The sequence below is a fragment of the Bradyrhizobium sp. CCBAU 53338 genome, assembly GCF_015291665.1.
Classification (GTDB): Bacteria; Pseudomonadota; Alphaproteobacteria; order Rhizobiales; family Xanthobacteraceae; genus Bradyrhizobium.
This window is the reverse complement of sequence record NZ_CP030048.1, coordinates 4,235,100-4,262,096: the sequence shown is the minus strand read 5'-3', so window position 1 is coordinate 4,262,096 and position 26,997 is coordinate 4,235,100. Positions and strand designations below refer to the sequence as shown.

General features: G+C 64.5%; 25 protein-coding genes. 17 read left to right on the top strand and 8 right to left on the bottom strand.

The genetic code is table 11. The features are described from left to right. Positions 1–87: 87 nt before the first annotated feature. The 3 genes from XH90_RS20065 to XH90_RS20055 all read left to right on the top strand — a co-directional run bounded on the left by XH90_RS20065 (position 88) and on the right by XH90_RS20055 (position 3,898). Positions 88–1,611 (top strand): caspase family protein, encoded by a 1,524-nt coding sequence (locus XH90_RS20065; RefSeq protein WP_194476082.1) that lies wholly within the window; start codon positions 88–90, stop codon positions 1,609–1,611. 86 nt (positions 1,612–1,697) lie between these two features. Then, on the top strand, positions 1,698–2,954 hold the full coding sequence (locus XH90_RS20060; protein WP_194476081.1) for an FAD-dependent oxidoreductase: 1,257 nt from the start codon (positions 1,698–1,700) through the stop codon (positions 2,952–2,954). Positions 2,955–3,133: 179 nt separating this feature from the next. Next, positions 3,134–3,898: an outer membrane protein gene (locus XH90_RS20055; RefSeq protein ID WP_194476080.1), complete on the top strand. Its 765-nt coding sequence runs from the start codon at positions 3,134–3,136 to the stop codon at positions 3,896–3,898. Between the two features lie 93 nt (positions 3,899–3,991). Here XH90_RS20055 and XH90_RS20050 read toward each other — a convergent pair whose 3' ends face one another. From XH90_RS20050 to parE, 4 genes are all read right to left on the bottom strand, one after another. Beyond that, the gene (locus tag XH90_RS20050) at positions 3,992–4,762 is read right to left on the bottom strand and encodes an SDR family NAD(P)-dependent oxidoreductase (RefSeq protein WP_194476079.1); all 771 of its coding nucleotides are present in this window, start codon (positions 4,760–4,762) and stop codon (positions 3,992–3,994) included. Between the two features lie 21 nt (positions 4,763–4,783). Then, the gene (locus XH90_RS20045; protein ID WP_194476078.1) at positions 4,784–4,969 is read right to left on the bottom strand and encodes a hypothetical protein; all 186 of its coding nucleotides are present in this window, start codon (positions 4,967–4,969) and stop codon (positions 4,784–4,786) included. A 279-nt stretch (positions 4,970–5,248) separates the two neighbouring features. Next, positions 5,249–6,028: an outer membrane protein gene (locus tag XH90_RS20040; RefSeq protein ID WP_194476077.1), complete on the bottom strand. Its 780-nt coding sequence runs from the start codon at positions 6,026–6,028 to the stop codon at positions 5,249–5,251. Positions 6,029–6,454: 426 nt separating this feature from the next. Beyond that, positions 6,455–8,494 (bottom strand): DNA topoisomerase IV subunit B, encoded by a 2,040-nt coding sequence (gene parE, locus XH90_RS20035; RefSeq protein ID WP_194476076.1) that lies wholly within the window; start codon positions 8,492–8,494, stop codon positions 6,455–6,457. A gap of 273 nt (positions 8,495–8,767) precedes the next feature. On the opposite strand from parE, the gene XH90_RS20030 reads away from it, so the two are divergent. The 3 genes from XH90_RS20030 (at position 8,768) to argC (ending at position 11,197) form a co-directional block, all read left to right on the top strand. After that, positions 8,768–9,298 (top strand): DedA family protein, encoded by a 531-nt coding sequence (locus XH90_RS20030; RefSeq protein WP_194476075.1) that lies wholly within the window; start codon positions 8,768–8,770, stop codon positions 9,296–9,298. 226 nt (positions 9,299–9,524) lie between these two features. Beyond that, positions 9,525–10,217: an FMN-binding negative transcriptional regulator gene (locus XH90_RS20025; protein WP_194476074.1), complete on the top strand. Its 693-nt coding sequence runs from the start codon at positions 9,525–9,527 to the stop codon at positions 10,215–10,217. Continuing rightward, the gene (gene argC / locus XH90_RS20020) at positions 10,214–11,197 is read left to right on the top strand and encodes an N-acetyl-gamma-glutamyl-phosphate reductase (protein WP_194476073.1); all 984 of its coding nucleotides are present in this window, start codon (positions 10,214–10,216) and stop codon (positions 11,195–11,197) included. The genes XH90_RS20025 and argC overlap by 4 nt, the downstream gene beginning before the upstream one ends. Positions 11,198–11,381: 184 nt before the next feature. On the opposite strand, the gene XH90_RS20015 is transcribed toward argC, so the two are convergent. The 3 genes from XH90_RS20015 to XH90_RS20005 all read right to left on the bottom strand — a co-directional run bounded on the left by XH90_RS20015 (position 11,382) and on the right by XH90_RS20005 (position 14,671). Then, positions 11,382–12,321, bottom strand: a protein-coding gene (locus XH90_RS20015) for an IS630 family transposase (protein ID WP_371748254.1) whose coding sequence is annotated in 2 segments (ribosomal slippage) — positions 11,382–11,984 and positions 11,986–12,321 — 939 coding nt in all. Because the reading frame shifts where the segments join, the coding sequence is not laid out codon by codon here. Positions 12,322–12,410: 89 nt separating this feature from the next. After that, positions 12,411–12,809, bottom strand: coding sequence for an MAPEG family protein (locus XH90_RS20010; protein WP_194476071.1), 399 nt, complete (start codon positions 12,807–12,809; stop codon positions 12,411–12,413). Positions 12,810–12,859: 50 nt separating this feature from the next. After that, positions 12,860–14,671 (bottom strand): alpha/beta hydrolase, encoded by a 1,812-nt coding sequence (locus tag XH90_RS20005; protein ID WP_194476070.1) that lies wholly within the window; start codon positions 14,669–14,671, stop codon positions 12,860–12,862. Between the two features lie 253 nt (positions 14,672–14,924). On the opposite strand from XH90_RS20005, the gene XH90_RS20000 reads away from it, so the two are divergent. The 5 genes from XH90_RS20000 (at position 14,925) to XH90_RS19980 (ending at position 19,950) form a co-directional block, all read left to right on the top strand. Further along, complete coding sequence (locus XH90_RS20000; RefSeq protein ID WP_194476069.1) at positions 14,925–15,200, top strand: hypothetical protein; 276 nt, start codon at positions 14,925–14,927, stop codon at positions 15,198–15,200. A 246-nt stretch (positions 15,201–15,446) separates the two neighbouring features. Further along, the gene (locus XH90_RS19995; protein WP_194476068.1) at positions 15,447–16,667 is read left to right on the top strand and encodes an LL-diaminopimelate aminotransferase; all 1,221 of its coding nucleotides are present in this window, start codon (positions 15,447–15,449) and stop codon (positions 16,665–16,667) included. 28 nt (positions 16,668–16,695) lie between these two features. Beyond that, the gene (locus tag XH90_RS19990) at positions 16,696–18,012 is read left to right on the top strand and encodes a homoserine dehydrogenase (protein ID WP_194476067.1); all 1,317 of its coding nucleotides are present in this window, start codon (positions 16,696–16,698) and stop codon (positions 18,010–18,012) included. A 95-nt stretch (positions 18,013–18,107) separates the two neighbouring features. Continuing rightward, positions 18,108–19,109: a class II fructose-bisphosphatase gene (glpX, locus tag XH90_RS19985; protein ID WP_194476066.1), complete on the top strand. Its 1,002-nt coding sequence runs from the start codon at positions 18,108–18,110 to the stop codon at positions 19,107–19,109. A 121-nt stretch (positions 19,110–19,230) separates the two neighbouring features. Then, complete coding sequence (locus XH90_RS19980) at positions 19,231–19,950, top strand: haloacid dehalogenase type II (RefSeq protein WP_194476065.1); 720 nt, start codon at positions 19,231–19,233, stop codon at positions 19,948–19,950. 13 nt (positions 19,951–19,963) lie between these two features. On the opposite strand, the gene XH90_RS19975 is transcribed toward XH90_RS19980, so the two are convergent. After that, positions 19,964–20,629, bottom strand: a complete 666-nt coding sequence (locus tag XH90_RS19975; protein WP_194476064.1) for a GntR family transcriptional regulator — start codon at positions 20,627–20,629, stop codon at positions 19,964–19,966. A 116-nt stretch (positions 20,630–20,745) separates the two neighbouring features. Between XH90_RS19975 and XH90_RS19970 the strand changes: the two genes are divergently transcribed. The 6 genes from XH90_RS19970 (at position 20,746) to XH90_RS19945 (ending at position 26,976) form a co-directional block, all read left to right on the top strand. After that, a complete protein-coding gene (locus XH90_RS19970; RefSeq protein WP_194476063.1) occupies positions 20,746–21,540 on the top strand; it encodes an enoyl-CoA hydratase/isomerase family protein in 795 nt (264 codons plus the stop codon). 9 nt (positions 21,541–21,549) lie between these two features. Beyond that, positions 21,550–22,809, top strand: a complete 1,260-nt coding sequence (locus XH90_RS19965; protein ID WP_194476062.1) for a CaiB/BaiF CoA-transferase family protein — start codon at positions 21,550–21,552, stop codon at positions 22,807–22,809. A gap of 55 nt (positions 22,810–22,864) precedes the next feature. Then, a complete protein-coding gene (locus XH90_RS19960; RefSeq protein ID WP_194476061.1) occupies positions 22,865–23,857 on the top strand; it encodes a tripartite tricarboxylate transporter substrate binding protein in 993 nt (330 codons plus the stop codon). 88 nt (positions 23,858–23,945) lie between these two features. Then, on the top strand, positions 23,946–24,428 hold the full coding sequence (locus XH90_RS19955; protein ID WP_194476060.1) for a tripartite tricarboxylate transporter TctB family protein: 483 nt from the start codon (positions 23,946–23,948) through the stop codon (positions 24,426–24,428). Positions 24,429–24,439: 11 nt separating this feature from the next. Continuing rightward, positions 24,440–25,975 (top strand): tripartite tricarboxylate transporter permease, encoded by a 1,536-nt coding sequence (locus XH90_RS19950; protein ID WP_194476059.1) that lies wholly within the window; start codon positions 24,440–24,442, stop codon positions 25,973–25,975. Beyond that, positions 25,972–26,976, top strand: a complete 1,005-nt coding sequence (locus tag XH90_RS19945) for a 4-hydroxythreonine-4-phosphate dehydrogenase PdxA (RefSeq protein ID WP_194476058.1) — start codon at positions 25,972–25,974, stop codon at positions 26,974–26,976. Before XH90_RS19950 ends, XH90_RS19945 begins: the two co-directional genes overlap by 4 nt. Positions 26,977–26,997 lie beyond the last annotated feature (21 nt).

The window sequence follows — 26,997 nt, the reverse complement described above, 5'->3', positions numbered from 1 at the left end:
CCGTTACGGCTGGACCGACTATCACATCGACGGCGTAGAGTTCCGCATGGAGCCCGCGGGGAGCCGTTCTGAAGCGGGAATATGAAGATGACGCGTCGGGTTTTCAGGATTTTGTCGGCGCTTGGCCTCGCAGCCTGCCTCAGCGGCTTCGCAGGCGCTGCACACGCCGAAAAGCGCGTTGCGCTCGTGATCGGCAACAACGACTACAAGAACGTTCCCAAACTGCTGAAGGCCGTCAACGACGCCCGCACCATGGGCGACACGCTGAAGCAGCTCGGCTTCCAGGTGATGGTCGCCGAAAACCAGAACCGTCAGCAATTCACCGAGACACTGCTCGCCTTCGACCGGGTGATCGAGCCCGGCGACACCGCGTTCTTCTTCTATGCCGGCCATGGTTTCGAGATCGCGGGCCAGAACTACCTGCTGCCGACCGATGTGCCGGCGGCGACCGAGGGCCAGGAAGAGCTGGTGCGCGATGCCTCCATTCTGGCTGACCGCGTCGTCGAGCGTCTCCAGAACAAGAAGGCGCGCACCTCGATCCTGGTGTTCGACGCCTGCCGCAACAATCCGTTCGAACGATCAGGCACGCGCGCAGTCGCCGGCGGCGGCGGCCTTGCGCCGATGACGCAATTGCCCGAGGGCGTGTTCTCGGTATTCTCGGCAGGACCGCGTCAGACCGCGCTCGATCGTCTCTCCAACGACGACGCCAATCCCAATTCGGTGTTTACACGCACCTTCGCCAGGGAGCTGCTCCAGCCCGGCGAAAACCTCGTGCAGGTCGCCCAGCACACGCGCCGCTTGGTCAGCGAGATGGCCGACACCGTCAAACACAAGCAGGTGCCTGTCTATTTCGACCAGATGGTCGACGACGTCTTCCTCAGCGGCGCCGCGAAGGACGCGGCGGCGGCCGTAGCGCGTCCGGCCGATCCGCCGTCGCAGAAGGTCGCAGCGCTGCCGCCGGTCTCCGTGCCACGCGTGCCGAAGGAGGAGACCACCAATGCGCCGATCGCGAGCTTTTCCCGTCACAACGGCGGCTGGAGCGTGACGTTCTCCTTCGCCGATCCCACCATCGGCATTTCCTGGCGCATGGCCGGCAGCGGCGATTTCCGCGAAACCGGCTTCATCGACACGCTCGATCCGCGCACGCGCAAGCGGATGCCGAACCCGTCGATCGAGCTGCCCCCGGACGCGCAGGCCGGCACCATCGAGGTGCGCTACGTCGACGCCTCCGGTGACATGCAGGGCCCGTTCCCGATCAAGTTCGACCCGGAAGCGGCGCTGATACGCGACCAGCGCAAGATCCTCGACATGACCGCGACGAGTTGGTTGTCGTTCCGTCAGTTCAACGGGCTCCTGGTCTATTATTCCCATCTGGTGTCGTACCGCTGCGCGATCCGCGAAGCACGGATCGGCATCGATACGGCGGTGCCGGACAAGGTGCTGAAGCTGCCGCCCTGCGATCTCCGCGATCCCTCCGCCATCACGGCCGGGATGCTGCTCTACGAGAAGCTTCCCCCTGCGACGCAGTTCATGTCCGTCGAATTGACTTACCGTGACGGCAGCGTGTCGGAGGTGAAGAGTTTCCGCACGTCCAACCGCAGCAACAATTGAGCGGTTCCCAAGATTGAACATGCTCCCGATGCGCGTCGGCGCTACAGTCGCTCGACATAGATCGATGCCGCAGCGAGAGTCGGGTCATGGAACCAGCCACGTCAGATCAACCCGCGTCGCGCGTGCGCAAAGTCCGGTGCTGCGTCGTTGGCGGCGGTCCCGCCGGCATGATGCTCGGCTATCTGCTGGGGCGCGCCGGCATCGATGTCGTGGTGTTGGAGAAGCATGCTGATTTCTTCCGCGACTTTCGCGGCGACACGGTGCATCCCTCGACGCTCCAGGTGATGGACGAGCTCGGCCTGATCGACGGCTTCCTGAAGCTGCCGCATCAGCGCCTGCAGACGATGGATGGCATGGTCGGCGGCGCCAGGGTGCGGATCGCCGATCTCAGGCGGCTGGATACGAAGTACCCGTTCATCGCCTTCATGCCGCAATGGGATTTTCTCAATTTCCTGCGCGAGGCGGGCAAACGCTTCGCCTCGCTCGACGTGCTGATGAGCACGGAGGCCGTCGACCTGATCCGCCGCGGCGAGGCCATCGCCGGCGTGCGCGCCAGGACGTCTGACGGCGTCATCGACATCGAGGCCGATCTCACCATCGCCTGCGACGGCCGGCATTCGACGGTGCGCGAACGCGCTGGCCTTGCCGTCGAGGAGATCGGCGCGCCGATGGACGTGCTCTGGTTCCGCGTCGGCCGCAAGGCCGACGAGACCGAGAACCTGTTTGCCCGCATCGAGCCCGGCAGAATGATGGTCACTTTCGACCGCGGCGATTACTGGCAATGCGCCTACGTCATCGCAAAGGGGCAGTACGATGCGGTGAAGGCGAGGGGACTACAGGCGCTGCTGGACGATGTCGTGCGCATGGCGCCGGTCCTCAAGCATGGGATCGGCGACGTGAAGAGCATTGACGACGTCAAGCTCCTTACCGTCGCGATCAACCGCCTGCCGCGCTGGACGCGGCCGGGCCTGCTCTGCATCGGCGATGCCGCGCATGCGATGTCGCCCGTCGGCGGCGTCGGCGTCAATCTTGCCGTGCAGGATGCGGTCGCGACCGCAAACCTGCTCGCGGACAGGCTGGGGCGCGGCTGTCCTTCCGAGGACGAACTCGATGCCGTCAGGCGCCGCCGCGCGTTCCCGGTGAAGATGACGCAGGCGATGCAGGTGATCGTGCAGAACAACATCATCAGCGGCGCACTGAAGGGCGCAGATCGGCCGCTCAAGGCGCCGCTGATCCTGCGTCTGATCTCCGCATGGCCGTGGCTCCAGGGCATTCCCGCGCGCTTCATCGCCATCGGCGTGCGACCCGAGCACGTGCATTCGAAAGCCGCGCCGGCGCCCTGAGGCAGCCAACTGATAGGGATAATGCCGCGTTAAATTGCGGCTTCCGCGTTGCGCGCGTGCAACAGCGCGGACGGATTCAAAGACAGCCATCGGCCATTCCGGCGCCTTAACTTTCTTGATTCAAATTTGAGTAAGAACTGCGTGTGAGCGTGCGCCCATCAAAGGACACGGGGTGTACCATGCGTAACAAGTTGATTGCCGCCTTCGCCTGCACGACCGCTCTGGTTTCGACCGGCGCTGCTTCCGCCGCCGATCTCGCCGCGCGCCCGTACACGAAGGCGCCTGCCTATATCGAGCCGCTGTTCAACTGGACTGGTTTCTATGTCGGCGGCCATATCGGCGGCGCATGGACCAACGAGCAGTTCGTCAACAATGGCGTCGGCGCGGCGTTCGGCGATCTGACGCCGGGCCAGGGTTATCGCCAGCGCAACTCCGGTGTCATGGGCGGCGCCCAGATCGGCTACAACTGGCAGGCCAACAACTACGTGTTCGGCATGGAAGGCACGATCTCCGGCCTCGACAACAAGGGCTCGTTCACGAATACCGCATTCGGCGCAGCGAACGACGTGTTCTCCTGGCGCGCCAACGTTCTTGCTACCGTCGTCGGCCGCGCCGGCTTCGCAGTCCAGAACAACCTGTTCTACTTCAAGGGCGGCTACGCCGGCGTCAACAACCGGCTCTCGGTCACGGATCCCGTTGTAACGGGTACGGGCGGTCAGACCCACTGGGCCAACGGCTGGACCGTCGGCGCCGGCTGGGAATACGGCATCACCCGCAACTGGATCGTCGGCCTCGAATACAACTACGCGGCCTTCGGCAGCCAGACCTATCAGCTCGGCGGCACCGCGGGCAACTACACGTTCGATGCCAAGCCGCGCGACATCCAGTGGGCTGTCGTTCGCGCCAGCTACAAGTTCGACGCGCCTGTGATCGCGCGCTACTGAGCAACAAACGACCAATCAAAGAAAAGATCACGATCAATTCAAAAGCCCCGGTTTCCACCGGGGCTTCTTTTTGCGTGCAGCCGTGGCGGCGCCTCAGGCCATGACCGAGAAGCCGCCGTCGACGGGGATCGCGGTGCCCGTGACGAAGTTCGAGGCTGATGAGGCGAGGAAGACGGCGATGCCGGCGAAGTCGTCGATGTCGCCCCAGCGCCCCGCGGGCGTCCGCGCCAGCACGCGCTCGTGCAGGCCCGAGACCTCTTTGCGCGCGCCGCGGGTGAGGTCGGTGTCGATCCAGCCCGGCAGGATCGCATTGACCTGGATGTTGTCCGGTGCCCAGGCATTGGCGCAGGCGCGCGTGTACTGCACGATGCCGCCCTTGCTTGCCGCATAGGCGGTCGCAAAGCTTGCGCCGAAGATCGACATCATCGAGCCGATGTTGATCACCTTGCCGTTGCCCGATGCCTTGAGCGCCGGGTAGGCCAGCTTCGAGCAGACGAAGGCGCTGGTGAGGTTGGTGTCGATCACCTTGTTCCACTCGTCGAGCTCGAGCTCGTGCGGCGGCTTGCGGATGCTCATGCCGGCGTTGTTGATCAGAATGTCGATGCGACCGAGCTCCTTGACGACGCGGTCGATCATGGCTGCGACCGCGGCCTTGTCGGTGACGTCGGTGGTGACTGGTATCGCCTTCACGCCGCGCGCTTTGAGATCGGCGACGGCCGCGGCCGACTTGGCTTCGTTGCGTCCGATCACTGCGATATCGGCGCCGGCGTCGGCGAGCCCGTGCGCGAGGCCAAGCCCGATGCCGCCGTTGCCTCCCGTGACGATCGCGACCTTGCCGCGGAGATCGAACCGGTTGGATGTCATGCTTTCACTTCCTGGTTTCTTCTATTGGTTGCTTTGCCAGATCAGGACCAGGCCGAGGCCGGCCATGGCGGCGCCATAGCCGGCCCATTGCAGCTGGTTGATCATGAAGCTCGATCGGGGCCACGCGACGGTGCCCGTGCCCTGTCCGATCCAGAGCAGCCCGACAGCGAGGGCAAACAGGCCTGCGACAAGCAGAAATCTGCGCATGCATTCCTCCCCATTGGACTGCTTTGTCGTGACCCACGGCAAGAACGATCGCCGCGGGCCGCGAAAACTTGCCGCAAGACTAGCCGCAGGTTCGGCTCAGATACAATGGCTGCGGACGCAAGGCCGCGGGGAGGACGCATGTCCGTGCGCAAGGGGTGATTGGTCACCGCGGCTCAAGACCGCGATGTGGCGCGTCGGCGTTACGCGCCAACAGGCCTCACAACGAAAAAGCCCCGGCGATGCCGGGGCTTTGACGTCTGAGGTCGAGTTCAGATCGTATCAGTACTTGGCGACGACCGGGCCGGTCCAGTTGAAGCGGTAGACCAGCGAGGTCGAGATCGTCTGGTTCCAGTGGTTCGCACGAATGTCGAAGCCATTGGAAGCGTTCGCAGCGGTCAGCTCGTTGATGGTCTTGGTGTCGTAGAAGGCCGAACGATACTCGGTCTTCATGAACCAGCCGGGGGAGGAGATGCCGAAAATGTTCAGGCTGTTCTCGAAGCCGCCGCCGACGAACCAGCCGTTGCGGTTGTAGCTGTTGGTGTGGATGCCGGTCGCAGCGCCACCCAAGGTCGTGAAGGTGGTGCCACCGAAGTGAGCGCCGGAGTAACCGCCGTTGACGTAGGAGAGAACGTTCGGGGCAACCAGCCAGCCGAGGCGAACACCAGCGGCCCACGAGTCTTCCAGCTTCTGGTTGCCGGTGAACCCGTTGATCGGATCCTGCAGGGTGGCGCGGATGCTGCCGAACTGACCGTCAGCGAACACGCCGGCGACCCAGGTGCTGTTGAACTGCCAGTCATAGCCGGCGCCGACGGTGCCGAACCAGCCCGAACCACCCTGACGCTGGGTGATGGTGAGCGGAACCGCGCCGGGATTGGTCTGGATCGACTGGTCGGAGTTCGAAAGACCGCCGCCAGCGCCACCGAAGATGTAGAAGCCGGTCCAGTTGGCAACCGGTGCAACCATCGGAGCCTTCACGTACGGACGGGCGGCAAGGTCGGCGGCCGAAGCCGAACCGGTCATCGCCGCAATCGCGGTCAGTGCGAGAGCAATCTTCTTCATGATGAAATCCCCAACCTTCATTCGTAGCAGGCGCGAGCGCACTGAAGTCCGTGTGTTCTGATGCCCGGACTATAGACGGTTCTCGCCGAAATGCTGTTGCAGGGCAGGCACAGTCGCCGGAAAACGCCCCTCGGGCGGGTTTTTGAGTACTGTCACCGAACTTAGATAAAACCGTGCAAATTCAATGTATTGCGAGCTTTCTAGGTTCTTCTTTTTGCGTAAGTTTTCGTTAGGAATTCGGCTTTGTCTGAAATGGAGGCAATCCTGCCCCAGCCTTGGCGGCCGCACCGCCCGCTGTGAGTCGTTGGCCGAGTCGCGCTTTCGAGAGGCGGATCGCCCGGATCAGGCGCCGGAACACGGTCAACCTATCCCCAAAATGACAAAGCCCCGGCGTCGGGCCGGGGCTTTTGAGCGGGGATCGCGGCCTCAGACGTCGAGCAGCTCGTCGCTCGCGAACTCGGCCTTGTCGGAGATGAAGGCGAAGCGTGCCTCGGCCTTGGTGCCCATCAACCGCTCGACCGAATCTGCAGTGGTGTCGCGGTCGTCGGGCAGCAGCACCACCTTGAGCAGCGTGCGCTTGCTCGGGTCCATGGTGGTTTCCTTGAGCTGCGCCGGCATCATCTCGCCGAGGCCTTTGAAGCGGTTCACCTCGACCTTGGCGTTGGCGTTGAAGGCGCTCTTGATCAGCTCTTCCTTGTGCTTGTCGTCGCGTGCGTAGACCGACTTCTGTCCGTGGGTCAGCTTGTAGAGCGGCGGCACCGCGAGGAAGAGATGTCCTTCGTCGATCAGCTTGGGCATCTGCCGGTAGAAGAAGGTGATCAGCAGCGAGGCGATGTGCGCGCCGTCGACGTCGGCGTCGGTCATGATGATGATGCGCTGATAGCGCAGATCCTCTTCGCGATAGTGCAGGAGCTGGCCGCAGCCGATTGCCTGCACGAGGTCCGAAAGCTGCGCGTTCGCCGTCAGCTTGTCCTTGCCGGCGGAGGCGACGTTGAGGATCTTGCCGCGTAGCGGCAGCACGGCTTGAGTCTTGCGATCGCGTGCCTGCTTGGCGCTGCCGCCGGCCGAGTCGCCCTCGACGATGAACAGCTCGGAGCCTTCGGTGCCGGGGTCGGTGCAGTCGGCGAGCTTGCCGGGCAGCCGCAGCTTCTTGCCGGCGGTTTTCCGCGCGGTTTCCTTTTCCTGACGACGGCGCAACCGCTCTTCGGCGCGGTCGATCACGAAATCGAGCAGCCGGTTGGCCATGTTCGGATTGCCCGACAGCCAATGGTCGAACGGATCCTTCATCGCCTGTTCGACGATGCGCTGCGCTTCGGCGGTAGCGAGGCGATCCTTGGTCTGGCCCTGGAATTCGGGCTCGCGCACGAACACCGAGAGCATCACGGCCGCGCCCACCATCACGTCTTCCGAGGTGATGGACGAGGCGCGCTTGCCCTGGCCGACGCGCTCGGCGTGATCCTTCAGGCCGCGCAGCAGCGCGCTGCGCAGGCCGGATTCGTGCGTACCGCCATCGGGCGTCGGCACCGTGTTGGTGTAGGAGGAGAGGAAGCCGTCGGCGTCCGCGGTCCACGCCACGGCCCATTCGCAGGCGCCATGCGCGCCGTTGCGGCCCGACTTGCCGGAGAAGATGTCAGGATGCACCAGCGTGTCGGCATGGATCGCCGCCGCCAGATAGTCCTTGAGGCCGCCGGGGAAGTGGAAGGTTGCCTCCGCCGGTACGTCCTCGACGCCCTTGAGCAGCTCGGGCGCGCAATTCCAGCGGATCTCGACGCCGCCGAAAAGATAAGCCTTCGAGCGCGTCATTTTGAACAAACGCTGCGGCTTGAACGCGGCCTTGGCGCCGAAGATGTCGGTGTCGGGCTTGAAGCGCACGCGCGTGCCGCGGCGGTTGTTGACCTTGCCGAGATCCTCGAGCTTGCCCTTGGGATGGCCGCGCTCGAACGTCATGCGATGCAGCTTCTGGCCGCGCGCGACCTCGACCTCGAGGTGCGAGGAGAGGGCGTTCACCACGGAGATGCCGACGCCGTGCAGACCCCCTGATGTCTCGTAGACCTTGCTGTCGAACTTGCCGCCCGAATGCAGCGTGCACATGATGACTTCGAGCGCCGACTTCTTCGGAAATTTGGGGTGCGGATCGATCGGTATGCCGCGGCCGTTGTCCGTGACGGTGAGGAAGCCGTCAGCGCTGAGCTCGACGCCGATGAAGGTCGCGTGTCCCGCAAGCGCCTCGTCCATCGAGTTGTCGATGACCTCGGCGAAGAGGTGATGCAGCGCCTTTTCGTCGGTGCCGCCGATATACATGCCGGGCCGGCGCCGCACCGGTTCCAGGCCTTCGAGCACCTCGATGTCGGCGGCCGTGTAATCGGCCTCGCCACCGCTCGCGCGCGGAGCGGCTTTCGCGCGTCCCTTCGGCTCGTTACCCTCGAACAAATCGTCTTTGGCTTTCATCTTCAATTGCTTGGACATATATCTTGATGCGTCTTGAGGGCCGCGCGGGCGGCGAATCGGTTGCTGCGACTATGCCACGGCTGGCCGGCAAAGGTCACCGCCGGGCCGGCCCCGCGGCGTCGTTGGGAGCCAATCCCGGCGATTTTACGCCGCCACCTGACCAATTCCCGGCAATTTGACGCTGCCGTCCGCTCGGAGCCGGGCTTTGTGACTTGATGTCACACAAGTCCCTGGCTTACCAGTGTTTTTCATCGAGCAGCACCTCACGGCGGGGCGGGAAGGCATTCTGGAATGGAGCAGTACGCGCACGCACTGGCCGATTTCGTGCGCCTTCACCAGGCCTGGGCTGCCCCGATCGTGTTCGTGCTGGCATTCGGGGAATCGCTCGCCTTCATCTCGCTGCTGATCCCGGCCTGGGGCGCGCTGGTCGCCATCGGCGCGCTGATCGGTGCGAGCGGCATCAGTTTCTATCCAATCTGGATTGCCGGCGCGTTCGGCGCTGCCCTCGGCGACTGGGTCTCCTACTGGTTCGGCTATCGCTACAAGGAACACGTCGCGCAGATCTGGCCGCTGTCGCGCTACCCGGAAATCCTGCCCAGGGGCGAGGCGTTCGTGCGCAACTGGGGCGTGCCCAGCATTTTCATCGGCCGCTTCTTCGGCCCCTTGCGTGCCTCCGTGCCGCTCGCCGCCGGCATTTTCGAGATGCCTTACTGGAGTTTCCAGGTCGCCAATTTCGTCTCCGCGCTGGTCTGGTCGGCGGCGCTGCTGCTGTTCGGCGACGTGATCGCGAAGGCCATGGAGTGGATCTGGCGCGTCATCTGACGCCGCAAACCTTGACGGGAACCGGATCTCGCTCTATAGCCGCGCGCCATGATCAACGCCGCGACCATCCTGTTCGCCCGTCGCCGCCGCCGCTCTTTAGCGGTTTGGGCGGTCGATCGCGTTTGAGATCATCGTCTTTGCCGCTGGACCCGATCCGCGGCATTCTCTCTCCTGTCAGCGCGATCTGATCCGGCGGCCCCCCAAGGAGGCCCAGCAGGAGACCACGATGTACACGCCACCCTTTTTCAAGCCGGATCGCGCCGCGAGCCTGAAATTCGCCGAGGAGCGCGGTTTCGGCACGATGTGCGCCTTCGACGGCCACAAGCCGGTCGCCTCACCGCTGCCGTTTTACCTGACCTATGCGGCCGATGGCACGCCGCAGGCCGCCTTTCATGTTGCCCGTCACAATCCGCTGGTAAAGCTTGCGGACGGCGCGACGTCCTGGCTGCTCGCGATCAACGGGCCCGATGCCTATGTCTCGCCCGACTGGTACGTATCGCCGGATCAGGTGCCGACCTGGCTCTATCAATCGGTGCATCTGGGCGGCCCGGTGCGGCCGATGTCGGACGATGAGCTGGCGGTTCAGATCGACACGCTCAGCGACATCTTCGAGAGCTGGCTGTTGCCGAAGACGCCGTGGACGTCGGCGAAGATGACGGCCGGCCGGTTCGAGACATTGAAGAAGGCGATCGTGGGTCTGGTGATGACCGTTGACGAGGTCGAAGGCAGCTTCAAGCTCAACCAGCACAAATCGGACGCCGACTATGCGGCGATCGCGACTGCGCTGGGCGAGCGCGATGCCGACGCCAGGCAGATTTCACGATTGATGCGGCAGGCAAGGCCGCAAGTGTTCGAAGATCAAGCGTTCGAAGATCAAGTTTTTGCGGATACGAACAAGCTCGAAAGGAGCGTGTCATGAGCCTCACCGAAACCACGAAAGCCCCGACATCAGGCGCGGCCAAGAAGCCCGCCAGCGTCTTCGTCGACGGCGGCTCCGGCACCACCGGGCTCGGCATCAACGAGCGCCTCAAGCTTCAGAACGATGTCGTTGTGAAGACCATCGCCGACGACAAGCGCAAGGATCCCGCGGCCAAGAAGGCGCTGATGGAGGAGGTGGATCTCGTCATCCTCTGCCTTCCCGACGACGCCGCCAGGGAAACCGTCGCGTTGGTCGACAGCATGGGCGCAGCGGGCCCGAAGGTGCTGGACGCCTCGACCGCGTATCGGGTCGCGCCCGACTGGGCCTATGGTTTTCCGGAAATGACGCCGGACCAGGCCGGCAAGATCAAGGCCGCGAAGAAGGTCTCCAACCCCGGCTGCTATCCGACCGGCGGCATCGCGCTGCTCCGTCCAATCGTCGACGCCGGCCTGTTGCCGCCTGACTATCCCATCACCATCAACGCGGTCAGCGGCTATTCCGGCGGCGGCAAGTCGATGATCGCAAGCTTCGAAGACGGCAGCGCGCCGTCGTTCGAACTCTACGGCCTCGGCTTCGAGCACAAGCATCTGCCGGAACTGCAGCTCTATTCGAACCTGACGCGGCGGCCGATCTTCATTCCCTCGGTCGGCAACTACCGGCAGGGCATGCTGGTCTCGGTGCCGCTCCAGCTCGACACGCTGCCGGGCAAGCCCAGCGGTGCCGATCTGCAGGCCGCCCTTGCCAAGCGCTACGCGGGTTCGAAGTATGTCTCGGTGATGCCGCTTCAGAACGAAGCGACCAAGGGCGGCCGGCTCGAGCCGGAAGCCCTCAACGAGACCAACATGCTCGAGCTGTACGTCTTCGCCAGCGACAAATACCACCAGGCGGTGCTGGTCGCGCGGCTGGACAATCTCGGCAAGGGCGCCTCGGGCGCAGCCGTGCAGAACATGCGGCTGATGCTGGGCCTGCCGGAAGAGTAGGGTAGTCTCGTGCCCCCGACGCAGCGCAGCACTTCTTCAGTGGTGCGCTGCAGAGCCGTGGCCCATGCTTTCTCTATTTGGTGTTCCCTGGGGCCCGGCTCGCGCTTCGCGCGTCCGGCACACGAGACTTCAGTACTTCGCGACGACCGGGCCGCCGAAGCGGTAGTTCTAAAGCATGATGGCATTAAGTTCGATAGCCTGAGTTTTTCAGGTAGTTGGCGCATTCCTCGGATGTGAAGGCATCGAGTGCGTGGCCGATTGCGGCGCAGACGGTGTCGACGGTTCGCGCGGCAGCTTTGCGGACGAGGTGCTTGAGCTTGGCGAAGACCTGTTCGATCGGGTTCAGGTCGGGCGAGTATTTTGGCAGGAAGAAGAGCTTGGCGCCGACCGAACGGATGAGCTGGCGAACTGCTTTGCTCCGGTGGCTGCCGAGGTTATCCAGGATGACGATATCGCCGGGTCGCAGAACGGGCTGAAGAACCTTCTCGACATAGGTGCGAAAGCTCACGCCATCGATCGGCCCCTCGATGAACCATGGCGCATCAATCCGGTCATGGCGCAGGGCCGCCAGGAAAGTCATGGTCTTCCAGCGGCCGTGGGGAACCTTGGCGTGAAGTCTGTGCCCGCGCGGCGCCCAGCCCCGCAGGGGGGCCATATCGGTCCTGGTCCAGGTCTCGTCGATGAAGACGAGCCGCTCAGCTTCGACGCGACCTTGATACTTTGCCCACTGGGCTCGCCGCCGTGCGACCTCCGGTCGATCGCGTTCGCCAGCCGCCACGCTTTTTTTTGAAGCTGAGCTTCTCGGCATGCACGAAGTCCCACACCGAGTGGTAGTCGACCTTCAGGCCGCGTCCGCTAAGCTCGGCGACGAGACCCCGTATGGTGAAATCGCCGTCCTTGATCCGCTGCGACAGCCAGATCGCGTGCTCGCCCGAAATTGCCTTCGGCTTGTAGCCACCGATCTGGCCAGGCTCGACGCTGCCGGTCTTATCGACCCGCTTCATCCAGCCGATGGCCGTGCTGATCGCCACCCCAAACTGCTTGGCGGCTCGATTGCGGGACATCCCGCCCTCGATTGCCGCCACCACGCGCTTGCGAAGATCCAGAGAATACGGCTTGCCCATCCATGCTGGCCTCCGTCCAGCCAGCATGGTGAATCAGAAACAAGCTGATTTGGGAATCCCAAATCGATTCAGATTAAACCCATCCCGCTTTAGAGCACCTTGAAGATCGCCAGCGCCAGCACGGCCTGGGCGGCAAAGCCGACGACGAAGGCGAGGGTGCGGAACACCGGTAGTCCCATTGCGTAGACGATGAGATGGGCGACGCGCGACCAGAAATAGACCGCGCAGGCGAGCACGGTCCATTTCGAGGAATAGTCGATCGCGTTCAGGATCAGCACCAGCGGTGCGAAGATCACGAGGTTCTCGACCGCGTTGTCGTGTGCGAACATCAGGCGCGTCGCCCACGGCGATTGGGGCTTGTCGCCGCGCGAGGGGTTGGCCATCGCGCCGGAGAGGCCGCGGACCTGGCAACGGTCGAGAATGTAGGGGACCCACAGGATGCCAGTGAAGATCACCGTACAGGTCAGCCAGAACAATTCGCGCGTCATAACCCGGTCCCCTCTAGAGTCGATGTCGTGAGCTTATACGAAAACCAGCGCTACGCGCGAACCCTGACGTAGCTGCCGGGGGCATCCTCGATCGGGGGCAGCGCCTCGGTGCCGACGCTACGCGCCGGCACTTCCTCCGGATCGAGCCCGCCCAGCCATTCGCGCCAGTCCGGCCACCACGAGCCCTTGTGCTCCACCGCGCCCTTCATCCACTGGGCGACGTTGACGTCCTTGATGTTGTCGTTGGTCCAGTACTGGTACTTGTTCGACGCCGGCGGATTGACGACGCCGGCGATGTGGCCCGAGCCTGACAGCACGTATTTCACGGGCCCGCCGAAGAATTGCGAACCGTAAAGCACGGACTCCGCCGGCGCGATGTGATCCTCGCGCGTGGCGAGGTTGTAGACGGGCACCTTGACCTTGGAGAGGTCGAGCAGGGTGTTGTCGAGCACCATCGTGCCGGTCGACAGCCGGTTCTCCAGGTAGCAGTTGCGCAAGTAGTAGGAATGGTTCGCCTGCGTCATCCGCGTCGCATCGGAATTCCAGTGCAGCAGGTCGAACGCGCTCGGCTGCTGGCCCTTCAGATAGTTGCTGACCACGTAGGACCAGATCAGGTCGTTCGAGCGCAGCATGTTGAAGGCCATCGCCATCTTGGAGCCTTCGAGCACGCCCGATGTCTTCATGTCCTGCTCGAGCGCTGCGATCTGCTCCTCGTCGACGAAGACGAGGAGATCGCCGGCATGGGTGAAGTCGACCTGTGCGGCAAAGAAGGTCGCCGAGGTCACGCGCTGGCGCCGCTTCTCGGCGAGCCAGGCCAGCGTGGTCGCGAGCATGGTGCCGCCGACGCAATAGCCGGCGGTGTGAACCTTCATCTCGCCGGTGACCTTCTCGATCACGTCCATCGCCGTGAGCGGGCCTTCCTTCATGTAGTCTTCCCAGCTCTTGCCGCCGAGCTTCTTGTCGGGATTGACCCATGAGATCACGAACACGGTGATGCCCTGATCGACGCACCACTTGATGTAGGATTTCTCCGGCTTGAGATCGAGGATGTAGAATTTGTTGATCCAGGGCGGAATGATCAGCAGCGGCGTGCGCAGCACCTTCTCCGTGGTTGGCGCATACTGGATCAGCTGCATCATCTCGTTCTGGTAGATCACCTTGCCCGGCGTCGTCGCCATGTTGACGCCGACGACCATGTTGTCCGGGTTGGACTGGCGGATCTTCAGCATGCCCTTGCCGGCGGAGATGTCCTCCGCCAGCATGGTCAGGCCGCGCGCGAGGTTCTCGCCGCTGCTGGCAACGGTCTCGCGCAGCACCTCGGGATTGGTCAGCACGAAGTTCGACGGCGAGATCGCGTTGGTGACCTGCTGCACATAGAACTCCGCCTTGCGGCGGGTCGCCGGGTCGAGCTCGGCGTCGTTCACGAGCTCCTGCGCCCATTTAGCCGTGAGCAGATAGAGCTGCATCACGAAATCGAAGAACTGGTTCGACTTCCATTCCGGATCGGCAAAGCGCTTGTCGCGCGGCGAGGGCGCGATCGCGGGTTGCGCCTCCTGGCCGGCCATTCGCCGCGCCGCCGAGCCCCAGAGATCGAGATAGTCCTTGGCGAGCTTGGTCTGGAGGTCGGACGCACGCGACTGGTCCGACAGCCAATATTCAGCGACCGAGGTGAAGGTCTTCACCACCTCGGTGAGCTCGGCCGGCGGACGGTCCTGCACCTCGCCGCTTTCGCGCGGCTTCAGATACGCGGCGAGCGCCTTGCCGCCGCTCTCCATCGCCCGCGCGACATTCATCGCGAAGGCTTCCGCATTGAACTTCGTTTCGGGCTTTGAGGTGGGCGTGTCGGTCGTGGCGGTACTCATGAAGGCAACACTACCGATTGATTCCGTATTCGTCACCGCGAAGCTCGCTGGTTTCGTGCCAAACAGGCGCGAAGATGTGCTGCACTGCGACAAGCCTTCTTGCTTTCGTCACAATCGGCGGGCACGTCTTGTGCCGTGGGCCTTGGATGATTTCTCGCTCGTACCATTTGTGGGCAGCAATGGTTTGAGCTTGGGCAGGTTGTTGGTTAAGTTGCCGGCAGCCTTGCGTTGGGACGGGTAGGGGGGTTCCCAAGTGTTGGCGTTGTGGGACCTGCAAAAGTCGCTGCCGATTGCTGGCGCGCTGCTGATCGCGGCGCTCGCCTTGGGAGGGTGTTCGAGTCAGTTGGCTGACTACACCCCCACCGACGCGCAGGCCCATTCCAGGGATTCCGGCGGCTACCTTCCGGTACACGATCTGCCGCCGGATCGCGATGAGGCCATCATCCCACCGGACCAGCGTGCCAAGATCGAAGCCGAGCTTGCCGCAGCGCGCGACCGCCAGGCCGTCGCCGCAAAAGACGCCAAATAGGGGCGGCAAAAGGGAAGAGGACGGCCGGAGAGAGCCGCAAGGTAATCGCTGGCGCCCCCGCCACTCCGTGCTAAAAAGACTTCAATTCAGCCGAGAGTCAGGGCGAAGGAGTTCAGTCCTTGTCGCCGTAAATCGCTCCAAGTGTTTGATTTCGAGCGATTTTCGTGCGTCGGGCGCTGTCTCCTCGAAGGGGCGGTCATCTCCCCTCGATTCTGTCCTGACCGGTTGCCCGGAGCCCAGAGAGCCATGGAAGATTTTTACCGCATCCGCCGCCTTCCGCCTTACGTGTTCGAGCAGGTCAACCGGGCCAAGGCGGCCGCGCGGAATGCCGGCGCCGACATCATCGATCTCGGCATGGGCAATCCCGATCTGCCGGCGCCCCCGCACGTGCTGGAGAAGCTCAAGGAGACCCTGGGCAAGCCGCGCACCGACCGCTACTCGGCGTCCCGCGGCATCCCCGGCCTGCGCCGGGCCCAGGCCGCCTATTACGCCCGCCGCTTCGGCGTGAAGCTCAACCCCGACACCCAGGTGGTGGCGACGCTGGGCTCGAAGGAAGGCTTTGCAAACGTGGCCCAGGCGATCACCGCCCCTGGTGACGTCATCCTCTGTCCGAACCCGAGCTACCCGATCCACGCCTTCGGCTTCTTGATGGCGGGCGGCGTGATCCGTTCGGTGCCCTCGGAGCCGACGCCGCAATTCTTCGAAGCGGTGGAGCGGGCGATCGTGCATTCGATCCCCAAGCCCCTCGCGCTTGTGGTCTGCTATCCGTCGAACCCGACCGCCTATGTCGCGAGCCTCGACTTCTACAAGGACCTCGTCGCTTTCGCGAAGAAGCACGAGATCCTGATCCTGTCTGATCTTGCCTATGCCGAGGTCTATTTCGACGAGAACAACCCGCCGCCCTCGGTGCTCCAGGTGCCGGGCGCCATCGACGTCACCGTCGAGTTCACTTCGATGTCGAAGACTTATTCGATGGCCGGCTGGCGCATGGGCTTTGCGGTCGGCAACGAGCGCGTAATCGCGGCGCTCGCCCGCGTCAAATCCTACCTCGACTATGGCGCATTCACGCCGGTGCAGGTCGCCGCGACCGCGGCGCTGAACGGCCCCGACGATTGCATCAAGGAGATGCGCGACACCTATCGCAAGCGCCGCGACGCGCTGGTGGAATCGTTCGGCCGCGCCGGCTGGGAGATTCCGCCGCCGGAAGCCTCGATGTTCGCCTGGGTGCCGCTGCCGGAAGCGTTCCGCAGCGTCGGCAGCATGCAGTTCGCGACCCTCATGGTGGAGAAATCAGGTGTCGCGGTCTCGCCCGGCGTCGGATTCGGCGAGCATGGTGAAGGATATGTCCGCATCGCCATGGTGGAAAACGAGCAACGGATCAGGCAGGCCGCGCGCGGCGTGCGCCGCTTCCTTGAAAGCGGCATCGAAACGTTGCACAACGTCGTTCCGCTCGCCAACAGGCGCTAATTCTCTTCTGCAGGTTCACTAAAGCATCATGGTTGCACCCCTGAAAGTGGGCATAGCGGGGCTCGGCACCGTGGGCGCCGAAGTTGTCCGTTTGATTGAAACACAGGCGCGCGTGCTCGCGGGCCGCAGCGGCCGCGGTATTCGGGTCGTTGCCGTTACCGCGCGCTCGAAGGCCAAGAAGCGCGGTATCGATCTGCGCGGCGTCGAATGGGTGAGGGATCCGCTTGCGCTCGCTACGCATCCCGGCATTGACTGCTTCGTCGAGCTGATGGGCGGCGCCGGCGACCCCGCGCTCTCCGCCGTCGAAGCCGCGCTCAACGCCGGCAAGTCTGTCGTCACCGCCAACAAGGCACTGCTCGCCAAGCACGGAATCAAGCTCGCCAAGGCCGCCGAAAAGCATGGCGGTGCGCTGAATTTCGAGGCAGCCGTCGGCGCCGCGATCCCTGTCATCAAGACCTTGCGCGAAGGTCTTGCCGGAACCGGCATCAATCGCGTCTACGGCATCCTCAACGGCACCTGCAATTACATCCTGACCCGGATGGAGCAGGAGGGCCTGTCGTTCGCCGAGTGTCTCAAGGATGCGCAGCGGCTCGGCTATGCCGAGGCCAACCCGTCCTTCGACGTCGACGGTCACGACACCGCACAAAAGCTCGCCATTCTCGCCAGCCTTGCCTTCGGCACGAAAGTTGCTCAAGGCGCAGTGTATGTCGAAGGCATCTCCTCCATCGCGCCGGAAGATCTTCGCGCGGCCGCCGATCTCGGCTACCGCGTCAAGCTGCTCGGCGTTGCCGTTCGCACCGCCAAGGGCATCGAGCAGCGCGTGCACCCGACCATGGTTCCCAAGACATCCTCGATCGCGCAGGTGATGGGTGTCACCAATGCGGTTACGATCGATGGTGAGGGCATTCCGCCGATCACGCTGGTCGGTCCGGGCGCAGGCGGCGCTGCAACCGCATCCGCCGTCGTCGCCGACATCGCCGATGTCGCGCGCGGCATCCGCGCCAATCCGTTCGGCCGGCCGATCGCGCATTTGCGCGACACCAGGAAGGCGCCGATGGAGCGACACGAGGGCGGCTACTACATCCGCCTATTGGCACGCGATTTCCCGGGTACTGCGGCTGCGATCGCGACCCGGCTCGCGGAGCAGAAGATTTCGATCGAGTCGATCGTGCAGCGTCACCCCAACGGCGGCGCTGCGCCGGCCGACGGCAAGGCGGTGCCCGTGCCCGTCATCCTGATCACGTACGCGACCCATGAAGACGCGGTGCGCCGCGCGCTCGCGGCCGTGCAAAAGGACAAGGTGATCAGCGGACGGCCGCAGGTCATCAGGATTGAGAAGAACTGAGCGAGAAAGACACGAAGCGGTTCGAACGAACTGCTGATGTTACGAGTTGATGCGGACGGAGATTTCCGTCCCAAACGTTTCGAAGGAGTGAGCCGATGTCGACCCATATTTCAGTGCCGCCGCAGGCGTTGCTCGAGCGTATTCTCACGCTGGAGATCGTACGTGTGACGGAACGGGCGGCGGTGTCGTCGGCGCGGCTGCGCGGGCATGGGCAGGAGAAGGCGGCCGACCAGGCCGCCGTCGACGCCATGCGCCGCGAGCTCAACAAGCTGCCGATCCAGGGCACCATCGTGATCGGCGAGGGCGAGCGCGACGAGGCGCCGATGCTCTATATCGGCGAGCAGGTCGGCATGAAGGCGGGCCCCGAGGTCGATATCGCGGTCGACCCGCTCGAAGGCACCACGCTGTGCGCCAAGAACATGCCGGGTTCGATTGCTACCATGGCGATGGCTGACGGCGGCACGCTGCTGCATGCCCCCGACGTCTACATGCAGAAGCTCGCCATCGGTCCGGGCTACGACAAGGGCGTCGTCGAGCTCGACGCGAGCCCTGCCGACAACGTCCGCCGCCTCGCCAAGGCCAAGGGCGTCAAGCCCGACGGTATTACGGTTCTCGTGCTCGACCGTCCGCGCCATGCCAGCATCATCGAGAGCGTGCGCTCGACGGGAGCGGCCGTGCGCCTCATCACCGACGGCGACGTCGCCGGCGTGATCCACTGCGCCGACCCCGACAACACCGGCGTCGACATGTATCTCGGCACCGGCGGCGCGCCGGAAGGCGTGCTCGCTGCGGTCGCGCTACGTTGCATCGGCGGCCAGATGCAGTGCCGGCTGATCCTGGATTCCGACGAGAAGCGCGAGCGCGCGGCCAAGATGGGCGTCAACGATCCCAAGATGATCTACGGCATCGAGGACATGGCCCGCGGCGACTGCCTGTTCGCCGCCACGGGCGTCACGACCGGTTCACTGCTGTCGGGCGTCAAATTCCGCAAGGACGGCGTGATCGAGACCGAGACCGTGGTGATGCGCTCCGTCACCGGCACCGTGCGCTACATCAAGGCCGAGCACCGCGAGCTCGCGAAGTTCCACCTGGACTAGCGTTTGCCGTCATTCCGGGACTCGCGAAACGAGAGCCCGGAATCTCGCGCCACAACTTCTGGATTCCGGGTTCGCGCTTCGCGAGTCCCGGAATGACGACAAGAACAATCAGGGAAGCGCCATGTCCGATCTCTCCGCCGTCAAAGCCCTGATCTTCGACGTGTTCGGCACGGTCGTCGACTGGCGCACCAGCCTGATCACCGATTTCATGTGGTGGGGGAAGGGCCGCGGCATCAGCGCCGACTGGACAGCGCTCGTCGACGGCTGGCGCGGCATGTATGTCGCCTCGATGCAGGACGTGCGCGAGCATCCCGAGCGCGGCTATGTCATGCTCGACGATCTGCATCGGCGTTCCCTCGAAAAGCTGGTCGAGAAGTTCGCGATCAAGGCGCTTACCGACGCCGATCTCGACCACCTCACCAAGGGCTGGCACCGCCTCAACCCCTGGCCCGACAGCGTCGCCGGCCTGACGCGGCTGAAGACCAAGTTCGTGATATCGCCGCTGTCGAACGGCAACGTTGCGCTGCTCACCAACATGGCGAAGCATGCCGGCCTGCCGTGGGACCTGATCATGTCGGCCGAGCTTTTCGAGCACTACAAGCCCGATCCCGAAACCTATCTCGGCGCTGCAAGGCTGCTCGGCCTCAAGCCCGAGCAGGTGATGATGGTCGCCGCCCACAATGGCGATCTCGCCGCGGCACAGAAATACGGTCTGAAGACCGCGTTCGTGGCGCGGCCGACCGAATACGGCCCTTTGCAGAAGGTCGATTTCGACGCCACCGGCAACTGGGACATCGTCGCCAGGGATTTCGGCGGCATCGCCGACAAGCTCGGCTGCTAGCCGAGCCGCGGCCTCACGCAATCCGTAGCGTGGGTTCGCTCCCGTCCGTCTCCGCGAAACCCGCCTGCAAGACCTCCTCGCGCTTGTGGCGCAGATGGGCGCGCAGGATGTGCGAGAGGCCGACGCCGTCGCGGCGCTGAAGTGCGTTCAGGATAGCTTCGTGCTCGCTGACGGCGAACGCCCAGCGCTGCGGCGTCATCGGCGTGACGTAGCGGGCGCGGCGGATGCGCGCGGTCACCGACGCATAGAGTCCTGACAGTACGGGATTGCCCGCGGCGTTGACGATCCCCTCGTGGATGGCGCGGTTGCCGCGATAATACTGGAGCAGATCGCCTTCGCGATAATGCTGCACCATCGCGACGTGCGCGGCGGCGATCTCGGCGATCTCGCGATCGGTGATGCGCTCGCAGGCGAGCTCGCCGGCCAATGCTTCGAGGCCCTGGCAGACTTCGAAGAGGTCGCGCATGTCCTTGTCGGTCAGTTTGGCGGCACGCGATCCGCGATGGGGCAGGAGTTGCACGAGGCCCTCTGCAGCCAGCACCTTGAGCGCCTCACGCAGCGGCGTGCGCGAGATCTCGAGCCGCTCGCACAGTTCGCGCTCGGGAATCCGCGCGCCCGGCGGGATCTCGCCGTCGAGCAGGATGTCGCGGATACGGCCGACGACCTCTTCGTGCAGCATGGGCTATCTCTATTTTTGAATGCAAAAATGGTCCAATAGACGAAAGTTAGGTAATTATATCTTGAAATTCCCAAATTTTGCATTCAAAAATGCAAAAAACAGACGGGATCGAGGAAATGGACCAGGCCCTGGCGGCGGACGACCTCGTTTTTGAATGCAGCGACGGAATCGGGCGGATCACCTTCAATCGCCCGCAGGCGCGCAACGCCTGCACCTTCGCCATGTACGAGCGGCTCGCCGCCATCTGCGCGCAGGCCAACGACGACAGGTCCATCCGGGTGCTGGTGCTGCGCGGGGCCGGCGACAAGGCTTTTGCCTCCGGAACCGACATCAACCAGTTCCGCGAATTCAGGACGCCGCAGGATTCCATCGATTACGAGAACCGGATCGACAGGGTGCTGACGACGCTCGAGCAATGCCGGGTGCCGACCATCGCCGCGATCAACGGCTTCTGCACCGGCGGCGGGGCGGGCATCGCCGCGGCCTGCGACCTGCGCATCGGCACGCGGAGCGCCAGGATCGGCTTTCCCATTGCGCGGACGCTCGGCAATTGCCTGTCGATGTCCAATGTCAGCCGTCTGACCGCGCTGATCGGGGCAGCGCGCGTCAAGGATCTGATCTTCACCGCGCGGCTCGTCGATGCCGCGGAGGCTGCGGGAATCGGGCTGCTCGGCGAGGTCGTCGACGATCTCGCAGCGCTCGACAAGCGTGCCGACGAGGTCGCGCGCCTCGTGGCCAGCCATGCGCCGCTGACGCTGAACGCGACCAAGCAGGCGGTCGCGCGCCTGCAGAGGCGGCTGACGCGGGACGAGGGCGAAGACCTCATCCTGATGTGCTACACGAGCCAGGATTTTCGCGAAGGGCTCGATGCTTTCCTCAGCAAGCGCGCCCCGCAGTGGCGCGGTCAATAGGACGCCCCGATGCAGAGCGATCGGTCGCAATCGACGTCCCGCCGCGCAGGCCCGCTCGCCGGCCTCAGGGTCATCGACCTCACTCACGTCATGGCGGGGCCGACCTGCACCCTGATGCTCGCCGACATGGGCGCCGACGTCATCAAGATCGAGAAATGGCCGAACGGCGACGACACCCGTCACTCGGTGCCGCCGAAGATCGGCGACGAAGCCGCCTCGTTCCTGATGATGAACCGCAACAAGCGCGGCATCGTGCTGGATCTGAAGACCGACGGCGGCAAGGCGGTGCTGCGGCGCCTGATTGCGGATGCCGACGTGCTGGTGGAGAATTTTGCGCCGGGCGCGATGGAGCGCCTCGGCTTCGGCTATGAAGAGCTGCACGAGACCTTCCCGGCGCTGATCTATTGCTCGCTGTCGGGTTTCGGCCGCACCGGTCCCTACAGGCATCGCCGTGGCTTCGATCTCGTTGCGCAGGCCATGAGCGGCATCATGAGCTTCACGGGCGAGCGCCCGGATGGTCCGCCGGTGAAATGCGGGCCGCCGCTATCGGACATCACCGCGGGCCTGCTCGCGAGCATGGGCATCCTCGCCGCCTACACGCATCGCCTCAAGACCGGCGAGGGGCAGTGGGTCGAGACCTCGCTCTTCGAGGCCGCGCTGGTGCAGACCTATTGGCAATCGACCATCGCGCTCGCCGCCGGCACGGCGCCGCGCGCGATGGGCTCTGCGCATCCGCTCAATGCGCCGTATCAGGCCTTCGAGGCCTCGGACGGCTGGCTCGTCGTCGGCGGCGCCAACAAGAAGCACTGGCTGCTGATGCTGGAGGCGCTCGGCGCGAGCGAACTCGCCGCCGATCCGCGCTTCGTCACCGGCGCCGACCGCATGGCGAATTTGAAGGAGCTCGAAGCCGTCCTGAGCGAGCGCTTCCGCACCCGGACGCGCGCGCATTGGCTTGCGGCGCTCGACGAGAAGGGCGTGCCCTGCGGTCCGGTGCACGACATGCTGGAAGCCTTGAGCGATCCGCAGACGCTGGCGCGCGAGATGGTCGTCGAGGTCGAGCATTCCACCCTCGGCCCGGTCAAGACGATCGGGCTGCCGGTCAAATTCTCGGAGACGCCGGGCAAGGTCGCCTCAGGCGCGCCCGTTTATGGCGAGCATACGCGCGAGGTGCTGGCCGAGCATGGGTTCGACACGGCGCAAATCGAAGCGCTCGAGAAGGAAGGCGCAATCGTCTCGGCATCCAGGGAGCGCAAGGAACGCGTCGCCTGAGCGGACGTCGAGACGGCTGATCGAACAAAACAGAAAAAGTCAGTTGGAGGAAATCATGCGTGCGACGTCTCTATTCCTGTTGTCCGTCGGTACAGCCGTGCTTGCAGGCAGTGCGCCTGCCTTGGCGGCCTGGCAGCCGCAAAAACCGATCGAGTTCGTGGCGACCGCCGGGCCCGGCGGCGGCACCGACAACCTCGCCCGCGCGGTGCAGAACATCGTCACCAAGTACAAGCTGACCGAACAACCCATCGTCGTCGTCAACAAGGGCGGCGGCAGCGGCGCGGAAGGCTATGTCTACGGCAAGGCCTCGGCCGGCGATCCCTACAAGGTGATCTTCGGCACCTCGAACGCCTGGCAGCAGCCGCTCGTCTCCAAGGTCGCCTTCAACTACACGGACCTGACCCCGATCGCGGCGATGGCGCAGGACGAGTTCCTGCTGTGGGTCAAGCAGGACGCGCCCTACAAGACTGCGGGCGACTATCTGAAGGCGGCCGCATCGGGCGAATTCAAGATGGGCGGCGCGCAGTCCAAGGACACCGATGAGGTCCTGACGCGCATGATCGAGAAGATCGGTCATGTGAAGCTGACCTACATCCCCTTCAAGAGCGGCGCCGAGGCTGCGGTGCAGCTCGCCGGCGGGCATCTCGATTCCCACGTCAACAATCCCAGCGAAAGCCTGGGACAGTGGCGCGGCGCCACGCAGCGCCCGCTCTGCGTCTTCAGCCCGAAGCGCCTGCCGGCCGGTCCCAAGATCACCGCAACCGAAGGCTGGAGCGACGTTCCGACCTGCGCCGAGCAGGGCCTCGACATCAAGCAATATGAGCAGCCGCGGACGGTGTGGCTGCCCGGCAAGGTCACACCCGAGCAGGCGGCCTACTATGTCGATCTCATGAAGAAGGTGCAGGCCACGCCGGAATGGAAGGACTACATCGAGAAGACGTCCCAGGTCGACACGTTCCTGACCGGTGCAGAGTTCGACAAGTTCATCAAGCAAGACCTCGAGCACGTCAAACAGGTCGCGAGCGAGCAGGGCTGGCTGGTCAAGTGAGGCGGTGCTCGCCGCAAACTCCGCGGTCGTCCCGGCGTTCGCCGGGACGACACTGGATGCCGGGTCCGCTGCTCGACTGGAGCCTTCGATGATCTCACGCCGCGCGCTCGAACTTGCGACCGCCATCCTCACCGGCAGCTTTGGCGTCGCGGTGGTGGTCCAGAGTCTGGACAACGGCATCGGCTGGTCGAGCGAAGGTGTCGATGCCGGCACGTTTCCGTTTCTGACCGGCATCATCATCATCGCCGGCAGCCTCTACAATCTGGTGCGCGGCGTTGTTCCGGTGGGGACGCTGGCGAACGTCCCGGTCGCGATCACGTCGGTTGAGCTGCGGCGGCTGGCGGGCCTGTTCGTGCCGGCCGCGATCTTCGTCGCCGCGATCCCGCTGCTCGGGATGTATGTCGCCTCGGCGGCATACGTCTTCGCGGTGCTCGCGATCCCCCGGCATCAATCCGTCCTGCGTTCGGCGGTCACGGCGGCGGCAACGGCGCTCGCGCTCTACGTCGTGTTCGAGCGCATGTTCCAGGTGAGCCTGCCGCACGGCGCGCTCGCCGCCGCGCTCGGATTCTGAGGGAGAGGGCGATGGACAATCTCTCGGAACTCCTCCACGGCTTCACCATCGCGGTCACCGTGCCGCATCTGGCCTTGATGGCGGTCGGCGTGCTGCTCGGCATTCTCGTCGGCGTGCTGCCGGGGCTGGGCGCGCCGAACGGGGTTTCGCTGCTGCTGCCGCTGACCTTCGGCATGCAGCCGGTCTCGGCGATCATCCTGCTCTCCAGCATGTATTGGGGCGCGCTGTTCGGCGGCTCCGTCACCTCGATCCTGTTCAACATCCCCGGCGAGCCCTCTTCGGTCGCAACCACATTCGACGGCTATCCGATGGCGCGCGATGGTCGTCCGACCACGGCGCTTGCGACCGCGTTCGGCTCGGCCGCGTTCGGCGCGCTGATTGGCGTCATCCTCATCACCTTCCTGGCCTCCTGGGTGGCGCAGGTCGCGCTCGCCTTTGGGCCGGCGGAATATTTCGCGGTCTACTTCCTCGCTTTCGCAAGCTTCGTCGGCATGGGCGGCGCGGCGCCGATCAAGACCGTGGTCGCGCTTGCGATCGGCTTTGCGATTGCCGCCATCGGCATCGACACCGTGTCAGGCAGCGTCCGCCTCACCATGGGCATCGACGAACTGGTCAAGGGCGTGAACTTCGTCGTCGCGGTGATGGGCCTGTTCGGCATCGGCGAACTCCTGGTCGCGGTCGAGGAGGAATTTCACGCCCGCGCCGTCTCCTCCAAGATAGACTGGCGCGAGGTGTTCCGCGCCGTCGGCCGCCTGCCGCGCCACAGCGTTGCGCTGCTGCGCAGCGCTACGATCGGCTGCTGGATGGGGATCACTCCGGGCGGCCCGACCGCGGCCTCCTTCATGAGCTACGGCATCGCCCGCCGCTTCTCGCGCCGCGGCCGCTATTTCGGCACGGGCGAGGTCGAAGGCATCATCTCGCCCGAGACCGCCGATCATGCCGCCGGCACCAGCGCGCTGCTGCCGATGCTCTCGCTCGGCATTCCCGGCTCGGCCACCGCGGCCGTGATGATGGGCGGGCTGATGATCTGGGGCCTCAACCCCGGGCCGATGCTGTTCGTCGACCAGAAGGACTTCGTCTGGGGGCTGATTGCCTCGATGTATGTCGGCAACATCGTCGCGGTCGCGCTGGTGCTGCTGACCGTGCCCGTCTTTGCCGCACTGATGCGGATCCCCTTCGTGGTCATCGCGCCGCTGATCGTGATCATCTGCGTCGTCGGCGCCTATTCGGTGTCGAACTCCTATCTCGACGTTGTGATGATGCTCGGCTTCGGCGTGGTCGGATATCTCTTCAAGAAACTGTTCTATCCCCTGGCGCCGCTGGTGCTCGCGATCGTGATCGGGGACAAGGCCGAGGATGCGTTCCGGCAGTCGATGCTGATGTCCAAGGGATCGCTCGGCATCTTCTTTGCCAACAAGCTGGTGACGAGCCTGGTGGTGGCGGGCATCGCGCTGCTTCTGCTTCCGCTCGTGCTGCAACTGTTCGCACGGATCTTCCGCAAGTCCGCCAGCCATGAAACGACGAGCCAGGAAAAGGTGATCATATGACTGCGAAGCCGCTGATTGCGCTGGCGATGGGGGATCCAGCCGGCATCAGCCCGGAGCTGACGGCGAAGCTCGTGGCGCAGGACGATATTCGCGCACGGTGTCGGCTCGTGGTCATCGGCGACCGCCGCATCTTCGACGAGGGCGCGAAGGTCGCAGGTGTCTCGCCGCACCTGACGGCGGCGGCGCAGGACGCCGATTTCGATGAGCTGCCAGGCGATACGCTGTTCCTCGATCTCGGTCACCTCGATCCCGCGCGGGTGGAGCGCGGCGTCGCTGGCCTTGCGGGCGGGCAGTTCGCGCTGGCCAACTACAAGCGGGCGCTCGAATTCGGCAGGGATGGCCGGGTCGATGCCGTCTGTTTCACGCCCTTTAACAAGGCGGCAATGCGGCTCGCACGCTCGGACTACGACGACGAGATCGCCTTCTCGGCGGAGGTGGTCGGGCTGAGGACGCCGGCCAGCGAGTTCAACGTGCTGGGCGAACTCTGGAATGCCCGCGTCACCTCGCATATTCCGCTCAAGGACGTCGCGGCAAAGCTGTCCAGCGAACGCATCCAGCGCGCGCTCAAACTGACCGATACATGCATGCGAAATGCCGGCTTCGCGCGTCCGCGCATCGCGGTCGCGGGCCTCAATCCGCACGCCGGCGACGGCGGCAATTTCGGCCGCGAGGAGATCGATGTCATTGCGCCGGTGGTCGAAGCCGGCCGGCGCGGCGGCATTGCCGTGGAGGGGCCGTTTCCCGCCGACACCGTGTTCCTGCGCGCCAAGGCCGGCGCTTTCGACGCGGTGCTGACGATGTATCACGACCAGGGCCAGATCGCGATGAAGCTGATGGGCTTCGATCGCGGCGTCACGCTGCTCGGCGGCTTTCCGTTCCCGATCTGCACGCCCGCGCACGGCACCGCGTACGACATCGCGGGGCAGGGCGTCGCGTCGACGGGCGCCAGCCGCGCCGCGGTGCTGCTCGCGGCGGAGATGGCGGCGCGCCGGGCCGGCTGACTGGGCCGGCGCGCCCGCCGG